Source organism: Paracoccaceae bacterium, assembly GCA_012103375.1.
Classification (GTDB): Bacteria; Pseudomonadota; Alphaproteobacteria; order Rhodobacterales; family Rhodobacteraceae; genus WLWX01.
Map to the genome: position 1 here is coordinate 3,678,824 of WLWX01000001.1, position 23,281 is coordinate 3,702,104.

A 23,281-nucleotide genomic window follows, 5' to 3' on the forward strand; every position below is an offset into this window, starting at 1 on the left:
AAGCTTTTCAGACGTGGCAAGGATTGCGGCTTTGGCCGTGCAGAAAGTACCCGCGTCGAACAAGTATTGGCCGAGATCGCTCTGCCAGTTTTTTGGCCGCTACCGCTGCTTTGTCTTTCCGGCCAACATTGCGGCCCCGATCCAGCCCAGCCCCAGCGTCGACACAGCTTCGGCCAGGCCACCGGGTTTGGCCGTTTCGGATTGCGGCCTGTCGGCGTCATCGTCGCGCAGATCTTCCCACAACGACAGGAAATCGGCGAAAGAGGCAGGTTGTCCCGCTTGATGGCTGTGTGTCTTTGACATGGCGCCCCATTTAATTGCCCGCAGGCGTTAAGGGAATCCTTACGCCGGCAATCCGTTTCATTTCTGCTTCTCAGGTGTTGCTTTTTGGCACTCCCTAGCTTTCCAGGTCTGCTTCTATGCTACGCAGCGGTTTGTCCGTGGTTTCTGCGTTCTGCGCATGTATTCAGCCCGCAGCATGCGGTGTGTAGCCGGGCGCGATCTGGCGTAACCAGACAGCCTCCGTCGCTGGCCCGAGGTTGCGGATCGGCGAGACCGCGACCGACCCAGCGTCAGATATGGGCTGATTGTGTTGAAAAACTCCGAAATCAGAGCGTCGCGGATTTCTTGCGAAAACCTATGAAGCGAAATAGTCGGAAAGCTTTGACCACGAGACAGCGCATGGCTGCGCGTGAGCGCATGTAGGCGATTTGGGCCGACCCCCGCGCCAAAAATTTAGGATCGGGCTGCATGGAAAGAAAAATCATCGTTCAGGCCCTAAAACGGAGTTTTTCAACACAATCGGCCCAGTCCGCAAACAGGGCGCGCGGGGTTTCGCGGCGTTCGCGATTGGCGCGGATCACGGCGGCAAAGGTCAACGCAGCACGTTGGTCTTGCGTGGTTTCGCTGGTCCGAGGGGGCGGCAGGATGTCCATTTGTCCGGCTCCGAAAGTTCACGCGCCGGGGGCTTGGCGGGGGTGCGGCCCCTGGCGATACTCATAAGTCGGGTCATTGGCGCAATTGGTTCAGTTTGCGTCCACTTCCCTTGTCATCACCTTGGCACCGGCCCAAGGCATCACGTGGTTCCGATTGTGTCGATCCGGGGGCCATTTGTCGCAAATTTTAATGATTGTCCCCAGCGCTGGCGGCGCTTGAGTTCACCTGCGGCCCCCCCTAGGTATCGGGCATACCCCGAATGGAGATTTGCCATGGCTGTTCATCCCGACCTAGAGGCTGCCATTGGCAACACGCCCCTGATCCGCCTAAACGCCGCGTCCGAGGAAACGGGCTGCGAAATCCTGGGGAAGGCCGAGTTCTTGAACCCCGGTCAGTCGGTCAAGGACCGCGCGGCGCTGTTCATCATCCGTGATGCCATCGCGCGCGGTGATCTGCGCCCCGGTGGCACGATCGTCGAAGGGACGGCGGGCAACACCGGGATCGGGCTGGCGCTGGTCGGGGCCTCGCTCGGGTTCAGGACGGTGATCGTGATTCCCGAAACGCAGAGCCAGGAAAAGAAGGATATGATCCGCCTGGCCGGGGCTGAATTGGTGCAGGTTCCGGCAGTTCCGTACAAGAACCCGAATAATTATGTGAAATACTCGGCCCGTCTGGCCGCAAAGTTGGCCGAGACTGAACCGAACGGCTCAATCTGGGCCAATCAGTTCGACAATGTGGCCAACCGTCAGGCACATGTCGAAGGCACGGGCCCGGAAATCTGGGCGCAGACCGATGGCAAGGTTGATGGTTTCGTCAGTTCCATCGGTTCGGGCGGCACGCTTGCCGGTGTTGCGGCGGCCTTGCAGCCCAAGGGCGTCAAGATCGCGCTGGCCGACCCCGGAGGTTCTGCCATGCATGGGTTGTACCATGATGGCGCGTTGAAGGCCGAAGGGACGTCGATCACCGAAGGGATCGGGCAGGGGCGGGTGACGGCGAACCTTGAGGGGTTCACGCCCGATTTCAGTTGGCGGATCACCGATGAGGTGGCGCTGCCGATCGTCTTTGACCTGCTACAGCACGAAGGGCTGTGCATGGGTGGCTCGACTGGTATCAATATTGGCGGCGCGCTGGAATTGGCCCGCGAAATGGGGCCGGGGCACACCATTGTGACGGTGCTGTGCGACTTTGGCACTCGGTATCAAAGCAAGCTGTTCAACCCGGAATTCCTGCGCGCCAAAAACCTGCCTGTGCCCCACTGGCTGGCCGAAGAAGGCAGCCCCATGCCGCAGGTGTTTGAAGAGGTCCCGGAATGACCACGCCGCCGTTTCGTGATGACGCCTATCTGCGCAGCGCCACGGCGCTGGTCACCGGTCACACGGACCAGGGTGGTGTGATCTGCGATGCCTCGGTCTTCTATGCCACCAGCGGCGGTCAGCCCGGTGACAGCGGACGGCTGGAATGGGACGGCGGGGCGTTGGACGTGGCCGTCGCCGTAAAGGGGGAAGGGGGCGCGATTGTTCTGGTCCCGGCCGAGGGGGCGACCCTGCCACCCATCGGCGCCGAGGTGACGCAAACTCTTGATTGGGACCGCCGTCACCGGCTGATGCGGATGCATACCGGCCTGCATCTGCTCAGCATCGTGATCCCGCTTCCTGTCACAGGCGGGTCGGGCAGCGAACCGCGCGGGCGTCTGGATTTCAACATGCCCGATGCGCCCCAGGACAAACCCGCGCTGGAGGCTGCGTTGAACGATCTTGTGGCCCGCGATCTGGAGGTTACCGAAAGCTGGATCACGGATGCGGAACTTGATGCGAACCCCGGACTGGTGAAATCGATGAATGTCAGCCCGCCGCGCGGCACAGGCCGGGTGCGGCTGGTGCGGATCGGAACGCCGGATGACCAGGTTGATCTGCAACCCTGCGGTGGCACCCATGTGCGCCGCACGGGCGAGGTTGGGCCGCTGCGCCTTGGCAAGATCGAAAAGAAAGGCGCCCAGAACCGCCGCGTATACATCCATCTGGAGGAATAGCGTCGGAGTTTCGCGGCCTTATCCGCCGCCGGTGTTGAGCGGATTGATCGCCTGCTGCCAGCTCTCGACCGCCTCGACCGGATAAAGCAGCATCAGCGTCGTCAACGCCAGGCTGTCACGGGCAACAAATGCGGCGACCAGTTCAAACGCGATGATGACCGCGACGATCCCAAGCATCGGCAAGGCGCGCGCCAGAAAGAACCCGCCCAGCATCCAGACGTAGTCTGCTGTCGCATTGAGGACCGAGTCGCCGTGATAGCCCTGGTTGATTGTCGTGGCGCGAAACTTGCCGAGAACCCATTCGGTGTGTTCGACAACCTCCCACGCGACGCCGGTTAGCAGCGCGATGGCGAACAGGGCGGCGAAGGGCGCGGCGGGCACAATCCAGCGCCCGACCAGCACGATCAGCATCCCGTGCAGTATGTGCGACAAGGTGTACCAGTCGGCGATATGCTGGCTGTTTCCGGCCGAAAACACCGTCGGCACCCACAGCTTAACTGTCCCGCAGGTGCAGATCAGCGGCTGGCCCCAAAAGGCCAGCGTTGCCGCGATCACCACAGCGCCCGCCGTCGCCCAAACCAGCACCAATGCCCGAGTCACCATCAGTCCCCATCTGTTCCCAGAATGTAGAAAGCGCGCCAACTGACAGGAATTGCAAGCCCCGCCGGGAACTGCCCGGCGCACGACCAATCCACTGTCGACGCATTTCCTGCGCAGGCAGGGCTTGCAATTATCCGGCGGGCAGGTATGACCTCGACCTCACGTGGAGAGGTGGCCGAGTGGTCGAAGGCGCACGCCTGGAAAGTGTGTAGGCGGGAGACCGTCTCCAGGGTTCGAATCCCTGTCTCTCCGCCACAATCTTTTCTAATGGATTGATATAATGGCATAAATAATAGACTGCTGAAGCGTTGCCTAACCAATTCCCTAACTTGGTCTGAGTATTCGATGGGAATTTAATCGAAACGCTTCTTCTTGTTTCTCGGCCTGTCAGGCCTGCAGTTTATGCTCATATTTATCTCGGTTTTTTGCACCGGCCGTAGGTTGAGGACCGAGCGGAGACTAGTGTGATTGCGTCGTCTGTGCCAGCAGCTGATGACGATTTAAGGCTGCTTTATTATAACGCAGCATCAGGTACTCTGCGCTCGCAGCCGACCTCGGAAGCGGTATCTATGCTAGGCAGACCTCATTACGCGATGTGAATCGGCGGATTGTGTTGAAAAACTCCGAAATCAGAGCGTCGCGGATTTCTTGCGAAAACCTATGAAGCGAAATAGTCGGAAAGCTTTGACCACGAGACAGCGCATGGCTGCGCGTGAGCGCATGTAGGCGATTTGGGCCGACCCCCGCGCCAAAAATTTAGGATCGGGCTGCATGGAAAGAAAAATCATCGTTCAGGCCCTAAAACGGAGTTTTTCAACACAATCGGCCCGAACCAGCCATTCATCGTGTCAGACTACGCCGCAGTGCAGCTTCACCGAACCGGCCATTCGCTGCGCCTGCGAGATCGTAGCGTGACCCGATGACTGGATCGCGGAGATACTGTTGAAAAAGTCCGTTGATTGGCCGCGCACGCTCTGATTCACTTGTTTTGAGGGTGGAGGGTTCGGCGATGATGGGTCCAAGGCAAGTTGCGCAAGGCGCGCTGTTCTATGAGTTCTCGATCGAGAGTTTTGTGCCGAAGGATCATCCCGTCCGGGGAATTGATCGCTTCCTTGATCTGACAGGTGTGCGCCCCTTGCTCGCTTCATACTACAGTGCCAATGGCCGCCCTTCGATTGATCCTGAACTGATGATCCGCATGCTGTTGTTGGGCTATTGTCAGGGCATCCGTTCCGAGCGACGGCTTTGCGAAGAGGTTCATGTCAATCTGGCGTATCGTTGGTTTTGTAAGCTTGATTTGGCTGATCCAGTGCCCGACCATTCGACATTCTCTAAGAACCGGCATGGCCGTTTCCGCGAGAGCGGTTTGTTCCGACATTTGTTCGAGGTCGTTTTGCAGCGCTGCATGGATGAGGGGCTGGTTGGCGGCCACAGCTTTGGTGTTGATGCCAGTCTGATCCCCGCGAATGCAAACCAGACGCGCGGCGTTGAAAGCAAAGACGGACTGCCAGCAGATCTGACGTCCCGTGCCGTCGACGAATATCTCGAGACGCTGGATGATGTGGCCTTCGGTGCTGCGACCAAGGTCGTCCCCAAATACATCTCACCGGCTGATCCAGCAGCGCGTTGGACTGGGGCTGACGGGGGAGCCGCCTACTTTGCCTATTCCACTAACTATATGGTCGATTTGGATAATGCAGTCATCGTGGACGTCGAGCCGACGGCTCCGATCCGGCCTGCAGAGGCGCGGGCAGCAAGGGAGATGATCGATCGTGTACATGAGCGGTTTGGCATCAAACCTGACAAGCTTGTGGGTGATACGGGTTACGGATCAGCCGAGATGTTGGGCTGGCTTGTGGACGAACGTCAAATCGAACCCCACATTCCGGTCTGGGATAAGTCAAAACGAACTGACGGCACATTCTCACGCGAAGACTTTGTCTACGACCCGGCGACCGACAGCTATACTTGCCCGACCGGCAAAGCCTTGCAAACATATCGGCGGAACTTCTCAAAACCGCGAAAGCCCAATGGCAGCAAAGACGGGTTCATCAGATACCGAGCCTCAAAGCACGATTGCGACGCATGCCCTCTGAAGTCGCAATGCTGTCCGAAGGACGACGGCAGACGCCTTATGCGGTCCGTTCACGAAGCCGCCCGAGACGTCGCTCGCGATATCCGAAAAACAGATGCCTACATGACGTCGTTCATCCAAAGGCGGAAGGTTGAAATGCTCTTTGCCCACCTGAAACGATACATCGGCGTGCAGATGATGCGGCTTCGAGGACCCAAAGGCGCAACCGAACAGTTCCAACTCGCAGCAACAGCTCAAAACCTCCGGAAACTGGCGAAGTTGGTGCCAGCAACAGTGCCAACGTGAAAGAAAACGGCGCGCGGCCGCCTCTCGCTCAACAACGCGCCGACCAAAACATCGACTTCTTCAACAGTATCTTGTCAAAGAACGAACTGAGCACCCGCGTGTAGGGATTGCGCACGCAAGTGAACGCATAGGCGCGATAATTGCGCACGATGTCTTCGATCTTTGGCTGGCTGGCTTCAATGGCCCATTTGTGCATGCCGCCATCGGCGTCATGGATGTCCCCGTCGAAATACGCGCCGTGATCCGAATAATACATGATCTGGCCGATGGTCGAGCATGCGCATTTGGGCACCACGCGGTACACCACGCTTTCGCTTTGCGTCATCCAAGTGCCGGGAAATCCCATGGAAATGTATCCTCGCAGTCGTGTCGCCGCTGCTGTTCTTACAAAGAACAATAAAATCCTGTTTTTTCAATGCCCGTTCGCGGTATCAGTCTAGCCAATGGCTTGAATGATACCGAAGGTGCCCAGGCTTGGCCAGAATTGCCTATATCTTGCTTTGCCACAAGGACCCCAAAGCAATTGTCGCCCAGGCCTTGCGGTTGTCCGCCGGGGGCGATTGCGTCGCCATTCACTTTGACGCGAACGCGCCGACCCCGATGCACGAAGAGATTGCATCCGCGATTGCCGATTTTCCCGACGTCGTGCTTGCAAAGAAACGCGAAAAATGCGGCTGGGGCGAATGGAGCCTGGTGCGCGCTTCGCTGAATGCGGTGGAAGCCGCGGTCGAGGCTTTCCCGGACGCGAGCCATTTCTACATGCTGTCGGGCGATTGCATGCCGATCAAAACGGCGGACTATGCCCACGGCGTTCTGGACGCTGATGACGTCGACTATATCGAAAGCTTCGATTTTTTTGACAGCGACTGGATCAAGACCGGCATGAAGGAAGACCGGCTGATCTATCGCCATTATTTCAACGAACGTGGGCGCAAGTGGTTATTCTATCAGTCACTGAACCTACAGCGACGGTTCGGGCTGCAGCGCGCGAATCCCGATGATCTTCAGATCATGATCGGGTCGCAATGGTGGTGCCTCAGGCGGGCCACGATCGAGGCGATCCTGGAGTTCATCCGCGACCGCCCCGACGTCATCCGTTTTTTCCGCACGACCTGGATCCCAGATGAGACCTTCTTTCAGACCCTCGTGCGCCATCTGGTGCCCGAAGCGCAAATCCGCTCGCGCAGTCTGACGTTCCTGATGTTTTCGGACTATGGGATGCCGGTGACATTCTACAACGATCACTATGATCTGTTGCTTGCCCAGGATTTCCTGTTTGCGCGCAAGATCAGCCCCGAGGCATCGGACCTCAAGGCCAAGCTGGGTGCGCTTTATGTTGCCCATGATGTGCAGTTCGAAATCTCGGGCGAGGGGCGCAACCTGTTCCGTTTCATGACCAGCCGGGGCCGGATCGGGCGGCGGTTTTCGGGCCGCTTTTGGGAGGTCGAAAGCTCGCTCGGGCGCGACCGCGAACTGATGATTGTCAGTTGCAAGAAGTGGCACGTGGGCAAGCGCCTGGCCGAGGCTGTGCGCAACCACACCGGTATCCCGACCGTCGATTACCTGTTTGACGAAGAACAAACCGCGATGCCCGAACTGGGCGGCATCGAAACCACGATGACCAAGCGTGCGCGCCATCGCCGCGCCTTGATCCGCTTGCTTTATGACCGGTTCGACACATCGCGCCTGCTGATCTGTATGGACAGTGCCAATCTGGATGTGTTCCGCGATCTGTTCTCGGACCGCTGCGCGACGCGCCTGTTGGAGCTGAACTGCGATTTCCCGGACGATTATCTGCTGGGTCACGCGCGGCGGATCGGACTGGCCGGGGATCAGACGCCCGAGCATGTGGTTCAGGCGGTGATCCCGGCGCTGCGTGAACAGATCCGCCACGAAAGCGAAGCCCTGCACGATCAGGAATTCGCTGGCGTCTTTCGCATGGCAGAACACGGCGACCTGCACGCGAATACCACAGCCCTGGCCGCATTTTTGACCATTGACAAGGATACGGCACGACGAATTGCCCAGACTCCGCACTTATTCGCCGATTAGGAAAGGCCGACCATGGACCATGCTTACGACGATCAGAACATCTTCGCCAAAATCCTGCGCGGCGAGATTCCCAATACCACGGTGCTGGAAACCGAGCACTCGCTGGCGTTTGAAGACATTTCGGCCCAGGCGCCTGTGCATGTGCTGGTGATCCCAAAAGGTCCCTATGTCTGTTTCGATCATTTCGCCAGTAATGCCAGCGACGCCGAGATTGCAGACTTCACACGTGCTGTGGGCCAGGTATGCCGCCTGACGGGGGTTGAGGCGGACGGATATCGCCTGATCGCAAACGCCGGGCAAAACGGCGTGCAGGAAGTTCCGCATCTGCATGTCCACGTGCTTGGCGGGCGGCGTCTGGGGCGGATGCTGGCGCCAGCAAGTTGAGCGGCGCGCCTGCGGCGCATTCTTTGCATTGGCGCCTGTCGCGACCTGAACCCGCGCCACAGACGGCACACAGTTAATTGGTCCCCATCTGCTGAGAGGCGGTTGAAGGGCAATACTGCCCGTCAACGCGCCGGTTCAAGGCTGTTGCCGGTTCGGGGCGCATCAAGGCCAAGCCGCGCATGCGCGCGGGCGCTGACGCGCGCCTTGACCCGCCCCGAACCGGCGGTGGCGCGTGGATCGGGCCTTGTCCATGTCGGGGTGTTTGCTATCATGGCGCTTGCATTATCAACCCCGGAAAGATGCCAGACATGACCCGCGAAGCCCCGGAAATCGAAGTCGTCGCAACCTCGCGTATCGCCTGTGATGGCGGTGGCGGTGCGCTGGGCCATCCGCGTGTCTGGCTGGTGATCCCCGAAGACCTGGGCTGGGTCGAATGCGGCTATTGCGACAAGCGCTTTGTCTTGGGGGGTGAGGCCGAGGATGGCGGCCACTGAGCCACTGCCATTTGCCACCCGCGCAGCCATTACCGCAGGCTGCATCGTCGCCTTCGTCAGTTTCGGTTTTTCCGCCACTTTCGGCGTGTTTCTGCGCCCGATGTCCGCCGAACTCGGCTGGGGGCGCGAGGTTTTTGGCCTGTCGCTGGCGCTACAGTCGTTGTTGTGGGGCGTCACACAGCCAGTGGCCGGAATGGTCGCGGACCGGTTCGGCACCGCACGGGTTCTGGCTTTCGGAGCCATCGTGTCCGCGTTGGAGTTCTGGTTGCGCGGCGCGGTCATCGACCCGCAGGTCTTTGTCGCCTCTGGCATAATCGCCGGGATCGGCACCGGGGCTTGTTCCTTCCCGGTGGTGATCATCGCGCTTGGCAAGATCGTCCCGCCCGAACGGCGCAGCTTCATCCTTGGCCTTGGGACCGCCGCAGCCTCGACTGGGATGTTTTTCGCCGCTCCTGCCGCGACCATGCTGATCGGCTGGCTGGGGTGGCAGGTGGCGATATTGGCGATTGCCGCCAGCTTTCTGTTGATCCTGCCGCCGCTGGTGTTCATTGCCCCTGCCTCGCGCCCCACAGCCACGGGGGCCAGCGCCGGGTTTGGGGCGGCGGTGCGCGGGGCCTTTGCCGACCGGGCCTTTGTGCTGCTGTTCATCGGCTTTTTCGTTTGCGGCTTCCACGTCGCCTTCATCCAGACCCATCTGCCTGCCGATATCGCCGACGAAGGGCTGGCCCCGATCATCGGCGCCTGGTCACTGGCGCTGATCGGGCTGTTCAACATCGCAGGGTCGTTCCTGTCGGGCTGGTGGGGCACACGACGCTCCAAGAAGCGGCTTCTGGCGGCGATCTATTTCTCGCGCGCCGCGGTCATTGCCGTTTTCATCCTGACGCCGTTGTCGGTGGGCAGCGTGCTGATCTTCTCGGCCATCATGGGGGTTCTGTGGCTGTCGACCGTGCCGCTTACAACCGGGCTGGTCGCGCAGACGCAGGGGTTGCGGTATCTCTCGACCCTCGCTGGCCTGATCTTCTTCAGCCACCAGACCGGCAGTTTTATCGGCGCCTGGCTGGGCGGGCGGATGTATGATCTGAGCCAGGATTACACGCCGATGTGGTGGGCGGCTGTGGCGCTTGGGCTGGCGGCGGCGCTGATCCACCTGCCGATCCGCGAAACACCCGGCCCGCTGGCGCGTCAGGAAACGGCAGCGGGCTAGGCGCGCCCACTGGCAGCGCCGGTACAATCGTGGCATCAATCGACGAAACCAAACGGGGGCGCACAGATATGGCATTCGGCAAGGGACATCACCTCAGCCTGGTTGACGGGTCGGCCTTCATCTTCCGCGCTTTTCACGCCCTGCCGCCGCTGACCCGCAAGTCTGATGGGCTGCCAATCGGAGCGGTTTCAGGCTTTTGCAACATGCTGTTCAAGATGATCGAGGATAACAAGGGTCCCGACGCCCCGACCCATGCCGCCGTGGTCTTCGACAAGGGCAGCCACACGTTTCGCAACGATATCTACGACCTCTACAAGGCGAACCGCGATGCGATGCCGGAAGAGTTGCGCCCGCAGATGCCCCTGACGCGGGAGGCCACCCGCGCCTTCAACATCGCCTGTCTTGAGGAGGAGGGGTTCGAGGCGGACGACATTATCGCAACCCTCGCCTGCCGCGCCCGCGAAGCTGGGGGGCGTGTGACCATCATCAGCTCCGACAAGGACCTGATGCAGCTGGTCGGCGGCGGGGTCGAGATGTTCGACGCCATGAAGAACAACCGCATCGGGGTTGAAGGGGTCGAGGCGAAATTCGGCGTCGGACCGGACCGCGTGGTGGACGTGCAGGCGCTGGCTGGCGACTCGGTCGACAACGTTCCGGGCGCGCCGGGGATCGGGATCAAGACCGCCGCATTGTTGATCAACGAATACGGCGATCTGGAAACGCTGCTGGAGCGCGCCGAGGAAATCAAGCAACCCAAACGCCGCGAAAGCCTGATCGACAACCGCGAGCAGATCCTGATGTCCAAGCGGCTGGTGCAGCTGGATTGCGACATGGACTACGATGTCTCGCTGGATGATCTGGACGTGAAGGACCCGGACCCCGAGGTCCTGCTGCCCTGGCTGGCCGAGATGGAATTCCGCACCATCACCAAACGGATCGCCGATTCCATGGGCGTCGACAGCCCGGTGATCGCCGACACCGTGCCGCAGGCCCCCGACGCGCCCGAAGCGGTGCCGTTCGATCTGTCCGCCTATGAGTGTGTTCGCGACATGGACGCGCTGAAAACATGGATCGACGCGATCTATGAAACGGGCCACGTCGCCATCGACACCGAAACCACGGGCCTGGATGAGATGACTTGCGACCTCGTCGGGATCAGCCTGTCTACGGAACCCGGCAAGGCCTGTTACATCCCGCTGACCCACCGCGCATCCGGCACCGATGACCTGTTTGGCTCGGACGATCTGGCAGACGGGCAGATTGATTTGGAGGACGCGATCACGGCGTTGAAGCCCGCCCTCGAAGACCCCTCGATCCTGAAAATCGGCCAGAACGTGAAATACGACGCCAAGGTGTTGATGCGCTATGGCATCACCATGAACCCGGTCGATGACACGATGCTGCTGTCCTACGCCCAGCACGGCGGCGAACATAACCACGGTATGGATTTGCTGAGCGAGCGCTACCTAGGCCACGCAACCCAGCCGATCAAGGACCTGATCGGAACCGGCAAATCGCAAGTGACTTTCGACCGGGTGCCGATCGACAAGGCCACCGCCTACGCGGCCGAGGATGCCGATGTGACCCTGCGCCTGTGGCAGGCCTTCAAGCCGGAATTGCACAAAGTCGGCGTTACCACCGTTTACGAAACCCTCGAACGCCCGCTGATCCCCGTGCTCGCCAAAATGGAGATGCACGGGATCGAGGTTGATCGCGATGTGCTGTCCCGGATGTCCAACGCCTTTGCGCAGAAAATGGCGGGGCTGGAGGCGGAATTACATGACCTCGCCGGGGGCAGCTTCAACGTCAGTTCCCCCAAGCAGTTAGGCGAGATTCTGTTCGACAAGATGGAACTGCCCGGCGGCAAGAAGGGCAAAACCGGCGCCTATGCCACCGGCGCGCAGGTGCTGGAGGATCTGGCGACCGAACATGAACTGCCGGGAAAAGTCCTCGACTGGCGGCAGATGTCCAAGTTGAAATCGACCTATACCGACGCGCTTCAGGAACACATTAATCCCGATACGGGGCGCGTCCACACGTCCTATTCCATCGCCGGGGCAAGCACCGGGCGCCTCGCCTCGACAGACCCGAACCTGCAGAATATCCCAGTGCGGACGGAGGAGGGGCGACGGATCCGCGAGGCATTTGTCGCACCCAAGGGCCGCGTTCTGGTCAGCCTGGATTACAGCCAGATCGAACTGCGCATCCTCGCCCATATCGCCGAAATCCCGGCCTTGAAACAGGCATTCACCGACGGCGTCGATATCCACGCCATGACGGCGAGTGAGATGTTCGATGTTCCGCTGGAAGACATGACCCCCGACGTGCGCCGCCAGGCCAAGGCGATCAACTTCGGCGTAATTTACGGCATTTCCGGCTTCGGGCTGGCGCGCAACCTGCGCATCCCGCGTGATCAGGCGCAGGGCTTCATCGACCGCTATTTCGAACGCTTCCCCGGCATCCGCACCTACATGGACGATACGGTGGAATTCGCCAAGCGCGAGGGCTTCGTCCAAACCCTGTTCGGCCGAAAGATCCACACGCCCGAGATCAACGCCAAGGGCCCCCACGCCGGCTTCGCCAAACGCGCTGCGATCAACGCCCCGATCCAGGGGACGGCGGCGGATGTGATCCGCCGTGCGATGATCCGCATGGACGACGCGATCGAAGGGCTGGACGCCAAGATGCTGCTGCAGGTCCACGACGAACTGCTGTTTGATGTGGCCGAGGGTGACGTGGACAAGACGATCAAGGTCGCCCGTGACGTGATGGAAGGCGCCGCAGACCCGGCGGTGAAACTGTCGGTGAAGTTGGACGTGGATGCGGGGCAGGGGGCCAATTGGGCCGAGGCGCATTGACGGGCAGGCGAAGTTCCCCTCAGCAGAAAATTGTCCGTCGTCATATGAAACGGGGTATCAGAGTGGCTTGAGCATTGGAGGCTCTGGCTCGTTTGTGTGATTGATTATGCGGCTTGTTTTTGATGTTGCAAGCGGCGCTGGCGGATTGCCAGTTTTTTGATGTTCTCCCATTCTCTGAGGATGGCTTTGTCCCGTCCGAAGTAGACGTCGGCAGGTGTGTCGTTGCGCAGGCTCTCGTGGTCCCGTTCGTTGTTGTCGTAATCGACGAAGGCCCCGATCTGGCGTTCGAGGTCACCGGGTAGGTAGTGGTATTCCAGCAGCACGCGGTTCTTCATGGCTTGATGCCAAGGTTCGTTGTGCGGGCTTACGCGGCCCCACTGGGGCCACGGTCCCTTCAACTGCCTTGAGTTTGAGGGTGGAACGGAGCACCGCGAACATGATCCATATTCCAGTCGTTCAAACATTCGACCAGGTCGCCCGAGATGTAGCAGGACCCGTTGTCCACTGCCCGGCAGTTGATTGCAAAGCAATCAATGAGAGGGGGCGGCTTTAATCACAACATGCTTAGGCGCAGTGACCAGATCGCTCGCCATTGTCCTCGGACCAATGGTGGACAAAGGCTCCCCCTTCAGAAGGCGATAAGCCGATGATTCCACCCGCAGGTCCTTCACCTCGGGCGAAGTCGCCTGACCCGCCGTATCGCCAGACAACCGCCGCTTGCCAACATCCAGGAATTCCTTCGACCAGCTGTAATACTGGCTCTCGGAGATACCCTTGCGGCGACACAGCGCCGAGATGCTCTCTTCTCCCTGCAGGCCCGCCAAAACGATGCAGGTTCGTGGGCTCTTTCGGGCGGTCTTGAAGGTACGATTCTGGCCTCACCAGAGCGGATGGTGTGGATAGCTCCTGCTCCACCCGGCGTCGCGATGCGCCATATTGCAGTTGTTAATGATTGCTTATTAGAGGAGCTACCCAATGCAGCTTACAACAGTCGATCTAGGGTGTTTAGTCCCAGTGTGTGGTGGTCTACATATCTGTGACCATCAGAAGGAAGCACTATGGGACAAATTCTTCATGGGAGCGCCAAAACTACGCACGCAGTCCGAGCTCTCATACAGCGATCGAAAACTTCGAACGCGGCGCTGAGGCTGGGCCGTCCTAACAGGGAACGAATACCGCAGACCGCACACTGCCTAAGCCGAGGAGAACAGAACACACGAGATAGCAAGACCATTGAAATGATGGAGCACAGTCAGCCCGTCAACCGAGACACCCCGTCGAATGTCAGGGACACCTAGTTGTCAGCAGAGCGGTTTGGGACTCGGGTTGCGGAACTCATCAAGGCCAGCAGCAACCGCTGCGCAAACAGGCCGGACACACGTCTGCTTCTGACCAGTGCCGAAATCAGTTTCAAAAATGTCTTGCTTTGCAGCAGCTATCCACACAGGACTTTCGCTGCGCGTGTATAAGTCCGAGGTTTGCGGACCCTTATGATATCAGCTGCAAGTTGAAACTAGGGCGGTCACGCCGGACAAAGCCCCCATTTTCAGGTGCAGCTAATGCTGACGCAGAAATCCTTCGCATGTGCAGCGGAGCGAAATCGGCGGCGCAGCGGATATTACCAAACCAGCCATTCGATAGGTCACGGAGCCACGCAAGTCGATGAAAGGCCACGAATTCTCGAATCCGGGTAGACAGATCAAACATCAGATGTTTACTATGACCATATGAATGAGCTTTTGTACTACGACCTCAAGGATTCGGTCGGCGTCGCGCCGGGGCTGTCGATGCAAGTCTCCCGCGAATTGGGTCGCAGAATCGTTGGTGGGCACTACCGTGAAAGCGATCTGATCGAGGATGAAACCAAACTTGCCAGTCGTTTCGGTGTCAGCAAGTCGGTCATTCGAGAGGCGGTCAAACTTCTGGTCGGCAAGGGCCTGCTGGAAGTGCGCAGGGGCAGCGGGACCCGCGTGCGCCGTCGGGCCAGTTGGGCGCTTCTGGATGATGACGTATTGGCCTGGCACCTGTCAGTCGAACCTAAGCCAGAATTTCTGCGCCAGCTGATGGACATTCGCCGCATGATGGAACCAAAGGCCGCTGCCTGGGCGGCGATGGCCGGTACGCGCGAGGCACATGCCGAAATTGAGGCCGCGCAGCAACGGATGGAGGCAGGATCGCAATCCATCGAAGACTTCGTGATTGCCGACGCAATGTTCCACCGTGCCATATTGCGCGCGGCAAACAACGAAATTCTGCTGTCGATGGAAGGAGTTATTTTCTCGGCCTTGCTCAGCTCGATCCGGCTGACAAATTCGGACCCACGCGAAAACGCCGGGTCGCTTCCGTTTCACCGCGCCGTCGTGAACGCGATCAAAGCGCGCAACGCTGACCTGGCCGAAGCCGAAATGACTGCGCATCTGGTCGACACAAATGACCGCCTTGAGAATGCGATTCAGGGCCTGTCCTGGCGCGTCAATGGCGACAGCGCACCCAAACCAAAAGCGAAAGATGATTAATGGCCCGCACCTAGGCCCATAAAACGATCACTGGTTCGATGTGGTGAACGATCCAGTGGCGGTGACACGAAGCAAGCTCAACCAGGCTCGTGCCACCTGAGACAACCCGAGTGATCGGGCGCGAAACCACCAGAAGCAACGGCGCCAAAAGCGCCGAAACATCAACGAGGAGGATATGATGTATTCAAATCTAAAAACAGGTCTGTTAGCGACGAGCGTTGCGTCAACTGCGCTACTTGGCGCCGGTGCTGTGTCCGCACAGGACATGGTTGCGCTGCTGCTGCCAGAGAATGTGAACCCGCGCTGGGAACAGCAGGATGCCGCGGCGTTCGTGCGCACCATGGGTGAACTGGCCCCCGACATCAAAGTCGAGGTTTTCAACGCCAACAACGACACATCTGTGCAGCAGCGACAGGCCGAACAAGCGCTGACGCAGGGTGCCAAGGTTCTGATCGTCATCCCGATCGACGGCGAAAGCTCGGCCATTATTGCTGACACGGCGGCCGAAGAAGATGTGCCGACGATTGCTTATGACCGGATGATCAACTCGATGAACACCACGTTCTGGGTGCAGGCCGATCTGGAAGGCATGGGCTATGATCAGGCGATGCACGTGATCGAAAACACCAAGGATGGCGACACGCTGGTGATGCTAAAGGGTTCGCCCACGGACCCGAACGCAGCGGTGATCCATAACGGTCAGCTGCGCGCCCTGACACCGCTTTTTGAAAGCGGTGCACGGGTAATGGGTTATGAAAACTGGACCCAAGGCTGGGATCCGGCAATCGCTCGGCGTTCGATGGATCAGGCGCTGACCCAGTTGAACAATGATGTTCAAGGCGTGGTGTCGTCCAACGATGGCAACGCCGGTGCTGCGATTGCCGCAATGGAAGAACAGAACATGGCTGGTACAGTTCCGGTATCGGGCCTTGACTGTACGGTGCAGGCGCAACAGTTGATGCTGCTGGGCAAGCAGACGCAATGTGGCTGGCGCCCGCTGGAAGACATGGCCGCGGCGGCCGCACAAGTCACCGTGCGGCTTGTGAATGGCGAAGACTTTTCGGACCTTGCGCCGCAAACCGTTGAAAACGGCGTTGGGGCCACGGTGGCTTACGTGCCGGTCGGGTCGTACTCGGCCGTCGGGGCCGAGGGCGTCGCCTATGTCATCGAGAACGACAAAAGCATCACCAAAGAGATGATTTGTCAGGGCGAAGCCGCCGCGACCGATTTCTGCAAGTAAGAAATCATGACAACTGTAAACCAATCGGAGGGGCGCTCAGCCCCTCCACCGCACCTGAGGGTCAGCGGAGTGCACAAGCGTTTCGGCGGCGTCCACGCGCTGCGTGGCGTCGATTTTGAGGTCGCGCGTGGCGAGGTGATGGCGCTGGTTGGTGACAACGGCGCCGGCAAATCGACGCTGATGAAAGTTCTCGCTGGTGCCTATCCCGCTGACGACGGCGCGTTCTTCGTAGACGAAGCGCAGGTGACCGTTTCGACGCCACATCAGGCGACCGAGCTGGGCATTCAGATTGTCTATCAAGACCTCGCGCTGTGCGAGAACCTTGACATCGCCGCGAACCTGTCGCTGGGTGCCGAGCCGGTAAAATCCGGCTGGAATTTTCTGCCGCGCCTGCTGCGCCCGCTTGACGATCTAGAGATGGAAGTGAAGGCCAAAGCCGCAATTGACCGACTGGAAGTGCGGACGCTGAAATCGGTACGTGCCAAGGTCGGCGGGCTGTCGGGCGGCCAGCGTCAGGCGATTGCAATCGCGCGCGCTGTGGGGGCCGAAAGCTCGGTCGTGCTGTTGGACGAACCAACCGCCGCGCTGGGCGTGGCGCAGACCCGGCAGGTTCTGGACGTGGTCAAACGGATGCGCGATACCAACCACGCCGTAGTCTATATCTCGCACAATCTACGCGACATTTTCGAAGTGGCCGACCGCATTTGTGTGCTGCGCCACGGCGGCAATGTCGCCACATACCAAACCAACGAAACAACACCCGACGAGATCGTTATCGCGATGACCCGTGGTCTGGATGATGGGGCGGCCAGTGCAGCCTGAATTGAAACTGACATTCGTCGATCGCCTGCGGAATCTGCGTGAAACGCGGTTCGGGTCCTTCGTGCCAGTGCTGTTGGCTCTGGCAGCAATCTGGGCCTATTTCGGACTGGTTGGTCCGCTTTGGTCGTATTGGAGCGATCCGGATGCCGAGGCGATCCGGTTTATCTTCCTCAGCCCACGCAACATATACAACCTGTTCATGCAGTCCGCCGTGATCGCCACGCTCGCTGTGGGCATCACGGTGGTCCTGCTGCTGGGCGACATTGATCTGTCGGCGGCCGCCACTGCAGGCGTTTGTGCCGCATTACTGGGCGTGCTTATGCTGAGTGGTGTGCCGGGATGGACGGCTTGCTTGATTGTCATGGGCGTCGGCATTGTCATGGGAGCAGCGCAAGGGCTGCTGGTGGCCTATGTCGGCATACCATCCTTCGTGGTGACGCTAGCCGGGCTGCTTGGCTTTCAGGGGCTGATGCAGAAAATCTTGCCGACCGGAAACCTGAACGTCGGTGACCCTTTTGTGCGCGGTTTCGCGCGCGTGCTGCTGCCTGACATCCTAGGTTGGGCCCTGGCCATCGCTATTGTCGCGCTGGTCGTATTCCTGAGTCTGCGCAAGCAATCACAGCGCCGCTCTAAGGCGCTGGAGCTTGAAAGCACCGCCGCTGTATGGGGTCAGGTCGCCTTCTTTGCGGTCCTGATGTTCGCCATAGTAGCGACGTTGAACACCTATCGCTCTGTGCCTTTGCTGTTGGTTTTGCTGGTGGCGCTGACAGCGCTGGTGGGCTGGGTCACGACCTCAACGCTCTATGGTCGCTCGATTTTCTCAGTTGGCGGCAATCCTGAAAGCGCACGGCGTGTTGGCATTAACGTCAAGCGAATCCGCGTTTCGGCCTTCGCGATTGTCGGGTTGATGGCGGCGATCGGCGGAATTTTCGGTGCGTCGCGGTTCGGCTCGGTCTCCTATACCGCTTTTGCAGGCGGGTCGCTGCTGCTCGAAAGCATCGGTGCAGCGGTGATTGGCGGCACCTCACTTTTCGGAGGGCGGGGATCGGTATGGAACGCCATATTGGGTGCGTTGGTCATCGGCTCGCTTGGAAACGGGCTGGACCTGTCGGGGGCGAGCGCGGCGGACAAGCTGATGTTCTCGGGTGCGATCCTATTGCTTGCGGTGGCCATCGACGCGTTGTCGCGCAGCGGCACATCGTCGAGGTAGCGCCTATGTGGACCAAAGATCAAACCACCCTGCTGGCCGCCATTCTGGACCTGATCATCCCCGCCAGCGCCGATGGCCGGGTGCCCGGCGCGGGGCAGTTGGGGGTTGCCGAATTTCTCCCCAAGGCAACCCCCTACGCGCCCGATCCAGTCGGTGCGGCCAAGACGGTGATGGCGTTCGTTCAGGTGCGCGAAGACTTCGCCGAACTAGACGGTGACGAAAAAGTCGAGGTGTTGAAACAGGCCGAGGCCGCGGCGCCCGAAGCTTTCGCGACCCTCGTCCGGTTGACCTACATGGGTTACTACAGTCGCCAGAATACCCGCCCGCTGTTCGGCGTCGGTGCGCATCCTGTGCATCCGCTTGGCTATGAAGTATCGCGCGAATCTGACGACGTGCTGGCAGAATTGACAGCCCCTGTTCGCGAACGCGGCCCGATCTATCGCGACCCGACAAAGAAATCCGCACTATGAAAAATGATCCCGTCGACGTCCTGATCATCGGCGCCGGAGCATCGGGTGCGGCCATAGCTTGGTCGCTGCTGGAAACCCGGATGCGCATCCTGTGCCTGGAACAGGGCCCGCATCTGGTCGATAAGGACTTCCCAAGCCGACGCGACGACTATGAGCTCGCCCGATTTGCCGAGTTTTCCTGCGATCCTAACGTGCGCGGTTTGCCGCAGGATTATCCGATCAATGTTGACGACAGTTGCATCACCCCGGTGAATTTCAATGCCGTTGGCGGATCGACCATCAACTTTCTGGGCCACTGGCCGCGCATGAAACCCTCGGACTTCAAGACCAGGTCGCTGGATGGCGTGGCAGAGGATTGGCCATTAGACTACGAAACACTCGCGCCCTTCTACGACATGAATGATCAAACCACCGGCGTGTCCGGCCTTGGCGGCAACCCGGCCTATCCCGATTACAAGCCGCCGCCGCCCCCGATTCCGATTGGCACGCTGGGCCGAACCTTGGCCAAGGGGTTCAACGACATGGGCTGGCACTGGTGGCCGTCGGACGTCTCGATCCTCAGCCAGGATGACAACGGGCGGCAGAAGTGTGTGAACGCGGGCACCTGCGATCTGGGCTGTGCAGAGGGGGCAAAGGGCGGAACAAATTTCACTTATTGGCCAATGCTGGAAAACGCCGGGGTTGAACTGCGCACCCACGCCCGCGTGCGCGAAATTCTGGTGGACCCGGCAACCGGCTTTGCCACTGGCGTTCTGTATCACGGCTCCGACGGGCAGGTGCACGAACAGAAGGCCGAGCTGGTTGTGGTCGCCTGCAACGGTGTCGGCACGCCACGGTTGCTGCTGAACTCAACCTCCAAGGCATTTCCCGACGGGCTGGCCAATCGGTCCGGCATGGTCGGCAAAAACCTGATGTTCCATCCGCTGACTGGCGTTGCGGGCGTGTTCGACGAGCCAATGAAAGGCCACGAAGGACCGATGGCCTGTGCAATCCTGTCGCAAGAGTTTTATGAGACCGATCCGAACCGCGATTTCGTGCGCGGCTATGGCCTGCATTCGGGTCGATCCACCACACCGATGACATATGCTTTGGGCGGATACGGCATCGACGCTCCAATCCCCTGGGGGTCGGAGCATCGCGAGACCATGGATGGCGTCTACCCATATCTTGCCGGGCTGACCATCGTGTCTGAGGATCTGCCCGAGGAACACAACCGCGTCACGCTGGATCCCGATCTGACCGACAGCGACGGTATACCCGCGCCGAAAATCGCCTATCGACTGGGCGAGAACACCCGCCGGATGCTGCGCCATGGTGAGGAGCGAGCGGCAGAGGTGTTGCTGGCCGCAGGCGCAAAACGCGTGCTTGCCAAGGGCGACGACGCCGTCTGGTGGCGCGCCGGCTGGCACCAGATGGGTACTTGTCGGATGGGCAATGACCCCGAAGCCTCGGTTGTGAACGGCTGGGGGCGCAGCCACGACGTGAAGAACCTGTTCATCGTCGACGGTTCAATCTTTGTGACGGCAGGCGCGGTCAACCCGACCTCAACCATCCAGGCGCTGGCGCTTTATATTGGCGACAGCATCAAGACCAACATCGAAACCCTGTTTGATTGAGGCCCCGATGAACTTTCCAACGCAAATGTATATCGACGGCGCGCTAACCAGCGGCAGCGGCAAGTTGGACGTGCTGAAACCGGCGACCGAAAGGGTGGTGGCCACCGTCGCAACCGCCGGGATGGCCGATGCCGATCGCGCGTTGCAGGCGGCAAAAGACGCCTTTCCGGGTTGGGCCGCCACACCGATCAGCGCCAGGCAAGACTGGATGCGGCAATTGAGGGACGCGGTGGTTGCTGCTGAAGACCATTTGCGAACATGCATTCATCACGAGATGGGCAAACCCTGGGCGCAGACCCATGAGGATTGGGACCGGCTGGTTGTCTCGCTGGACTATTATGCCGAAGAAATTGCCCGTGTTCACGATATCGGCCTGGCTGACCGCGCGGGCACACACACGCATCGGCTGGTGCATGAACCAGCGGGCGTCGCGCTGGCTTTCATCGCCTGGAATTTTCCGCTGCTGAACCTGGCTTTTAAGATCGGCCCCGCGATGGCCGCAGGTTGCCCGATCATCATTCGCCCGTCCGAAGCGACGCCGATTTCGGCCTATGCAGTGGGCGCGTTGTGCGAAAAGATCGGCCTGCCAAAGGGCGTCGTGCAGATCCTGTGCACCGATGGACATGAGGTTGCAGACGCGCTGACAGCCTCGCCAATTCCGGCGGTGGTGACGCTGATCGGGTCCACCAATACCGGCAAACACATTATGCGAACCGGGGCGAGCACGATAAAGCGCTACTAGATGGAGCTAGGTGGCAATGCCCCGGTGCTGATCTTTGACGACGCTGATCTGGATCTGGCGGCTGATATCGTGTGCGGCGTGAAATTCAGCAACGCCAGGCAAATCTGCGTCTCTCCTAACCGGGTGTTTGTTCATACCGATGTGCTGGAGGCGTTTACCGCAAAGGTCGTCGCGCGGGCAACGGCCGCAAAAACCGGGTTCGACAAGTCGGCGAACGTCCAGACCGGCCCAGTCATCCACGGACGCGCGTGGAGGCGGATCAAGGCGCTGATTGACGGAGCGATTGCGGATGGCGCCGTGCTGCTCGCAGGGGGCGACCGTCCGCGGGGCCAGCCGAGTGGGCATTTCATGGCCCCCACCGTGTTGGGGAATGTGACTGAAGACATGGCCGTCTACCGCGAAGAAACTTTCGGCCCGATTGTCAGCCTGATCACATTCGACGATCACACAGACCTGATGGACAAGGCTAACGACTGCGACGATGGCGGCTTGACGGCCTATGTCTTCACCCGCGACCTGGCGCGGGCCGAACGCTACGCTGCTGGACTGCGCTATGGCGAGATCCAGATCAACGGCGTCAAATACGACATTGACCTGCCACACGGCGGTATCGGCCAGTCGGGCATCGGGCACGATTGCTCGGCCCTGGCGCTGAACGATTATCTGGTCGTCAAACGCATCTCTCGAGCACTAGATCGGAGCACGGTATGAAAATTACCAAAATTATCAGTCATGTGCTTGCTTATGACTTGCTCGAAGAGCTTGGTTATTCGCAGCAATACTACTGTAAACGCACCGCGCATTTGGTCGAGGTTCACACCGACGAGGGCGTGACCGGCTGGGGCGAATGCTTTGGCCCAGGCAATGTGGCGCTGGCCAACAAGAGCATTGTGGAACAGGTGATCCAGCCGATGGTCCTAGGCGACGATCCGATGGATCGCGATGTGATCTGGCACAAGGTATATAATTTGCTACGCGATCACGGACAAAAAGGTATGTCCATGCAAGCGCTGTCGGGTGTCGACATCGCGCTTTGGGACATTGCCGGAAAGGTCGCCGGTCTGCCGATTCACAAGCTGATTGGTGGTGCGCATCGCACGAAGGTGCAGGCCTATGGCTACGGTATGATGCTGAAACGTGAATGCGTAGACGATCATGTGGCACGCTTCCGGGATGAAGCTGCGGCGATCCTCGACATGGGATTCGTGGCGACCAAAATGAAGGTCGGTTTAGGCCCGCGCAACGACGTCAAACTGGCACAAGCTGTCGCCGAAGGTGTCGGCGACAGGGGGCGCTTTATGGTGGATGCCAACCATTGTTATACGACGTCTGACGCATTCTACGTCGGTCGCGCGTTGGAAGAAATGGATGCTTATTGGTTCGAAGAACCCGTCGCGCCCGAAGATTACGATGGGTATCGGGAACTACGCTCTGGCCTGACCGTCAACATTTCGGGCGGTGAGGCTGAATTCAACCGCTGGGGCTGGCGGCAGATCCTCGAAAATCGCGGGCTGGACATCGCGCAACCCGAGGTTTGCGCGCTTGGTGGCATTTCTGAATATCTGCGCGTACTGGCCTTGTGCCACGCACACCACACGCCGGTGATCAACCACGTTTGGGGAAGCGCCATTGCAGTTGCCACCAACCTGCACCTGCTGGCCGCCATGCCGCCCTTGCCCGGCGGACTGCATCCTTGGCAACGATACTGTTGAAAAAGTCCGTTGATTG

At 59.7% G+C, this 23,281-nt stretch carries 22 protein-coding genes, 1 tRNA gene and 2 pseudogenes; 19 read left to right on the plus strand and 6 right to left on the minus strand.

Annotated features, from left to right (window positions below):
- Nucleotides 1-99: 99 nt before the first annotated feature.
- Nucleotides 100-303: a hypothetical protein gene (locus GKR99_18785; protein ID NKB29490.1), complete on the minus strand. Its 204-nt coding sequence runs from the start codon at nucleotides 301-303 to the stop codon at nucleotides 100-102.
- Between the two features lie 180 nt (nucleotides 304-483).
- Between GKR99_18785 and GKR99_18790 the strand changes: the two genes are divergently transcribed.
- Nucleotides 484-705: a hypothetical protein gene (locus GKR99_18790; protein NKB29491.1), complete on the plus strand. Its 222-nt coding sequence runs from the start codon at nucleotides 484-486 to the stop codon at nucleotides 703-705.
- Nucleotides 706-770: 65 nt separating this feature from the next.
- On the opposite strand, the gene GKR99_18795 is transcribed toward GKR99_18790, so the two are convergent.
- On the minus strand, nucleotides 771-935 hold the full coding sequence (locus GKR99_18795) for a hypothetical protein (protein NKB29492.1): 165 nt from the start codon (nucleotides 933-935) through the stop codon (nucleotides 771-773).
- Nucleotides 936-1,208: 273 nt separating this feature from the next.
- On the opposite strand from GKR99_18795, the gene GKR99_18800 reads away from it, so the two are divergent.
- Both GKR99_18800 and GKR99_18805 read left to right on the plus strand, forming a co-directional pair.
- Nucleotides 1,209-2,249: a cysteine synthase A gene (locus tag GKR99_18800; GenBank protein ID NKB29493.1), complete on the plus strand. Its 1,041-nt coding sequence runs from the start codon at nucleotides 1,209-1,211 to the stop codon at nucleotides 2,247-2,249.
- Nucleotides 2,246-2,965 (plus strand): alanyl-tRNA editing protein, encoded by a 720-nt coding sequence (locus GKR99_18805; GenBank protein ID NKB29494.1) that lies wholly within the window; start codon nucleotides 2,246-2,248, stop codon nucleotides 2,963-2,965. Before GKR99_18800 ends, GKR99_18805 begins: the two co-directional genes overlap by 4 nt.
- Nucleotides 2,966-2,983: 18 nt before the next feature.
- Here GKR99_18805 and GKR99_18810 read toward each other — a convergent pair whose 3' ends face one another.
- Nucleotides 2,984-3,568, minus strand: a complete 585-nt coding sequence (locus GKR99_18810) for a DUF2585 family protein (protein NKB29495.1) — start codon at nucleotides 3,566-3,568, stop codon at nucleotides 2,984-2,986.
- 162 nt (nucleotides 3,569-3,730) lie between these two features.
- On the opposite strand from GKR99_18810, the gene GKR99_18815 reads away from it, so the two are divergent.
- Nucleotides 3,731-3,820 (plus strand) — tRNA-Ser (locus tag GKR99_18815).
- A gap of 754 nt (nucleotides 3,821-4,574) precedes the next feature.
- A complete protein-coding gene (locus GKR99_18820) occupies nucleotides 4,575-5,945 on the plus strand; it encodes a transposase (protein ID NKB29496.1) in 1,371 nt (456 codons plus the stop codon).
- A 67-nt stretch (nucleotides 5,946-6,012) separates the two neighbouring features.
- Here GKR99_18820 and GKR99_18825 read toward each other — a convergent pair.
- A pseudogene (locus GKR99_18825) lies at nucleotides 6,013-6,291 on the minus strand (hypothetical protein).
- A gap of 128 nt (nucleotides 6,292-6,419) precedes the next feature.
- On the opposite strand from GKR99_18825, the gene GKR99_18830 reads away from it, so the two are divergent.
- The 5 genes from GKR99_18830 (at nucleotide 6,420) to polA (ending at nucleotide 12,937) form a co-directional block, all read left to right on the plus strand.
- Entirely contained in the window at nucleotides 6,420-7,997 is a 1,578-nt protein-coding gene (locus GKR99_18830; protein ID NKB29497.1) for a glycosyl transferase, read from the plus strand.
- A gap of 12 nt (nucleotides 7,998-8,009) precedes the next feature.
- Entirely contained in the window at nucleotides 8,010-8,381 is a 372-nt protein-coding gene (locus tag GKR99_18835) for an HIT domain-containing protein (GenBank protein ID NKB29498.1), read from the plus strand.
- A 308-nt stretch (nucleotides 8,382-8,689) separates the two neighbouring features.
- A complete protein-coding gene (locus tag GKR99_18840) occupies nucleotides 8,690-8,875 on the plus strand; it encodes a zinc-finger domain-containing protein (protein ID NKB29499.1) in 186 nt (61 codons plus the stop codon).
- A complete protein-coding gene (locus GKR99_18845; GenBank protein ID NKB29500.1) occupies nucleotides 8,862-10,079 on the plus strand; it encodes an MFS transporter in 1,218 nt (405 codons plus the stop codon). The genes GKR99_18840 and GKR99_18845 overlap by 14 nt, the downstream gene beginning before the upstream one ends.
- Before the next feature lie 68 nt (nucleotides 10,080-10,147).
- The gene (polA, locus tag GKR99_18850) at nucleotides 10,148-12,937 is read left to right on the plus strand and encodes a DNA polymerase I (protein NKB29501.1); all 2,790 of its coding nucleotides are present in this window, start codon (nucleotides 10,148-10,150) and stop codon (nucleotides 12,935-12,937) included.
- A 104-nt stretch (nucleotides 12,938-13,041) separates the two neighbouring features.
- Here polA and GKR99_18855 read toward each other — a convergent pair whose 3' ends face one another.
- Together GKR99_18855 and GKR99_18860 are read right to left on the minus strand one after the other, a co-directional pair.
- Nucleotides 13,042-13,272: a hypothetical protein gene (locus GKR99_18855; GenBank protein ID NKB29502.1), complete on the minus strand. Its 231-nt coding sequence runs from the start codon at nucleotides 13,270-13,272 to the stop codon at nucleotides 13,042-13,044.
- A gap of 195 nt (nucleotides 13,273-13,467) precedes the next feature.
- On the minus strand, nucleotides 13,468-13,767 hold the full coding sequence (locus GKR99_18860; protein NKB29503.1) for a transposase: 300 nt from the start codon (nucleotides 13,765-13,767) through the stop codon (nucleotides 13,468-13,470).
- A 228-nt stretch (nucleotides 13,768-13,995) separates the two neighbouring features.
- Between GKR99_18860 and GKR99_18865 the strand changes: the two genes are divergently transcribed.
- The 9 genes and pseudogenes from GKR99_18865 to GKR99_18905 all read left to right on the plus strand — a co-directional run bounded on the left by GKR99_18865 (nucleotide 13,996) and on the right by GKR99_18905 (nucleotide 23,265).
- Nucleotides 13,996-14,235, plus strand: coding sequence for a hypothetical protein (locus tag GKR99_18865; GenBank protein NKB29504.1), 240 nt, complete (start codon nucleotides 13,996-13,998; stop codon nucleotides 14,233-14,235).
- Between the two features lie 429 nt (nucleotides 14,236-14,664).
- A complete protein-coding gene (locus tag GKR99_18870; GenBank protein ID NKB29505.1) occupies nucleotides 14,665-15,453 on the plus strand; it encodes an FCD domain-containing protein in 789 nt (262 codons plus the stop codon).
- 178 nt (nucleotides 15,454-15,631) lie between these two features.
- Nucleotides 15,632-16,693: a substrate-binding domain-containing protein gene (locus GKR99_18875; GenBank protein ID NKB29506.1), complete on the plus strand. Its 1,062-nt coding sequence runs from the start codon at nucleotides 15,632-15,634 to the stop codon at nucleotides 16,691-16,693.
- A gap of 6 nt (nucleotides 16,694-16,699) precedes the next feature.
- On the plus strand, nucleotides 16,700-17,515 hold the full coding sequence (locus GKR99_18880) for an ATP-binding cassette domain-containing protein (GenBank protein NKB29507.1): 816 nt from the start codon (nucleotides 16,700-16,702) through the stop codon (nucleotides 17,513-17,515).
- On the plus strand, nucleotides 17,505-18,725 hold the full coding sequence (locus tag GKR99_18885) for an ABC transporter permease (GenBank protein NKB29508.1): 1,221 nt from the start codon (nucleotides 17,505-17,507) through the stop codon (nucleotides 18,723-18,725). The genes GKR99_18880 and GKR99_18885 overlap by 11 nt, the downstream gene beginning before the upstream one ends.
- Nucleotides 18,726-18,730: 5 nt before the next feature.
- On the plus strand, nucleotides 18,731-19,195 hold the full coding sequence (locus GKR99_18890) for a hypothetical protein (GenBank protein NKB29509.1): 465 nt from the start codon (nucleotides 18,731-18,733) through the stop codon (nucleotides 19,193-19,195).
- Complete coding sequence (locus GKR99_18895; protein NKB29510.1) at nucleotides 19,192-20,811, plus strand: NAD(P)-binding protein; 1,620 nt, start codon at nucleotides 19,192-19,194, stop codon at nucleotides 20,809-20,811. The genes GKR99_18890 and GKR99_18895 overlap by 4 nt, the downstream gene beginning before the upstream one ends.
- A gap of 7 nt (nucleotides 20,812-20,818) precedes the next feature.
- Nucleotides 20,819-22,264, plus strand: a pseudogene (locus GKR99_18900) (aldehyde dehydrogenase family protein).
- Nucleotides 22,261-23,265 (plus strand): mandelate racemase/muconate lactonizing enzyme family protein, encoded by a 1,005-nt coding sequence (locus GKR99_18905; GenBank protein ID NKB29511.1) that lies wholly within the window; start codon nucleotides 22,261-22,263, stop codon nucleotides 23,263-23,265. Before GKR99_18900 ends, GKR99_18905 begins: the two are co-directional and overlap by 4 nt.
- Nucleotides 23,266-23,281: the final 16 nt, after the last annotated feature.

Excerpts from the sequence above, each read along its gene's own strand:
- GKR99_18785 (NKB29490.1), bottom strand. The coding sequence starts at position 303 with ATGTCAAAGACACACAGCCATCAAGCGGGACAACCTGCCTCTTTCGCC.
- GKR99_18795 (NKB29492.1), bottom strand. The coding sequence starts at position 935 with ATGGACATCCTGCCGCCCCCTCGGACCAGCGAAACCACGCAAGACCAA.
- GKR99_18800 (NKB29493.1), top strand. The coding sequence starts at position 1,209 with ATGGCTGTTCATCCCGACCTAGAGGCTGCCATTGGCAACACGCCCCTG.
- GKR99_18805 (NKB29494.1), top strand. The coding sequence starts at position 2,246 with ATGACCACGCCGCCGTTTCGTGATGACGCCTATCTGCGCAGCGCCACG.
- GKR99_18810 (NKB29495.1), bottom strand. The coding sequence starts at position 3,568 with ATGGTGACTCGGGCATTGGTGCTGGTTTGGGCGACGGCGGGCGCTGTG.
- GKR99_18820 (NKB29496.1), top strand. The coding sequence starts at position 4,575 with ATGATGGGTCCAAGGCAAGTTGCGCAAGGCGCGCTGTTCTATGAGTTC.
- GKR99_18835 (NKB29498.1), top strand. The coding sequence starts at position 8,010 with ATGGACCATGCTTACGACGATCAGAACATCTTCGCCAAAATCCTGCGC.
- GKR99_18840 (NKB29499.1), top strand. The coding sequence starts at position 8,690 with ATGACCCGCGAAGCCCCGGAAATCGAAGTCGTCGCAACCTCGCGTATC.
- GKR99_18845 (NKB29500.1), top strand. The coding sequence starts at position 8,862 with ATGGCGGCCACTGAGCCACTGCCATTTGCCACCCGCGCAGCCATTACC.
- polA (NKB29501.1), top strand. The coding sequence starts at position 10,148 with ATGGCATTCGGCAAGGGACATCACCTCAGCCTGGTTGACGGGTCGGCC.
- GKR99_18855 (NKB29502.1), bottom strand. The coding sequence starts at position 13,272 with ATGAAGAACCGCGTGCTGCTGGAATACCACTACCTACCCGGTGACCTC.
- GKR99_18865 (NKB29504.1), top strand. The coding sequence starts at position 13,996 with ATGGGACAAATTCTTCATGGGAGCGCCAAAACTACGCACGCAGTCCGA.
- GKR99_18870 (NKB29505.1), top strand. The coding sequence starts at position 14,665 with ATGAATGAGCTTTTGTACTACGACCTCAAGGATTCGGTCGGCGTCGCG.
- GKR99_18875 (NKB29506.1), top strand. The coding sequence starts at position 15,632 with ATGTATTCAAATCTAAAAACAGGTCTGTTAGCGACGAGCGTTGCGTCA.
- GKR99_18880 (NKB29507.1), top strand. The coding sequence starts at position 16,700 with ATGACAACTGTAAACCAATCGGAGGGGCGCTCAGCCCCTCCACCGCAC.
- GKR99_18890 (NKB29509.1), top strand. The coding sequence starts at position 18,731 with ATGTGGACCAAAGATCAAACCACCCTGCTGGCCGCCATTCTGGACCTG.
- GKR99_18895 (NKB29510.1), top strand. The coding sequence starts at position 19,192 with ATGAAAAATGATCCCGTCGACGTCCTGATCATCGGCGCCGGAGCATCG.
- GKR99_18905 (NKB29511.1), top strand. The coding sequence starts at position 22,261 with ATGAAAATTACCAAAATTATCAGTCATGTGCTTGCTTATGACTTGCTC.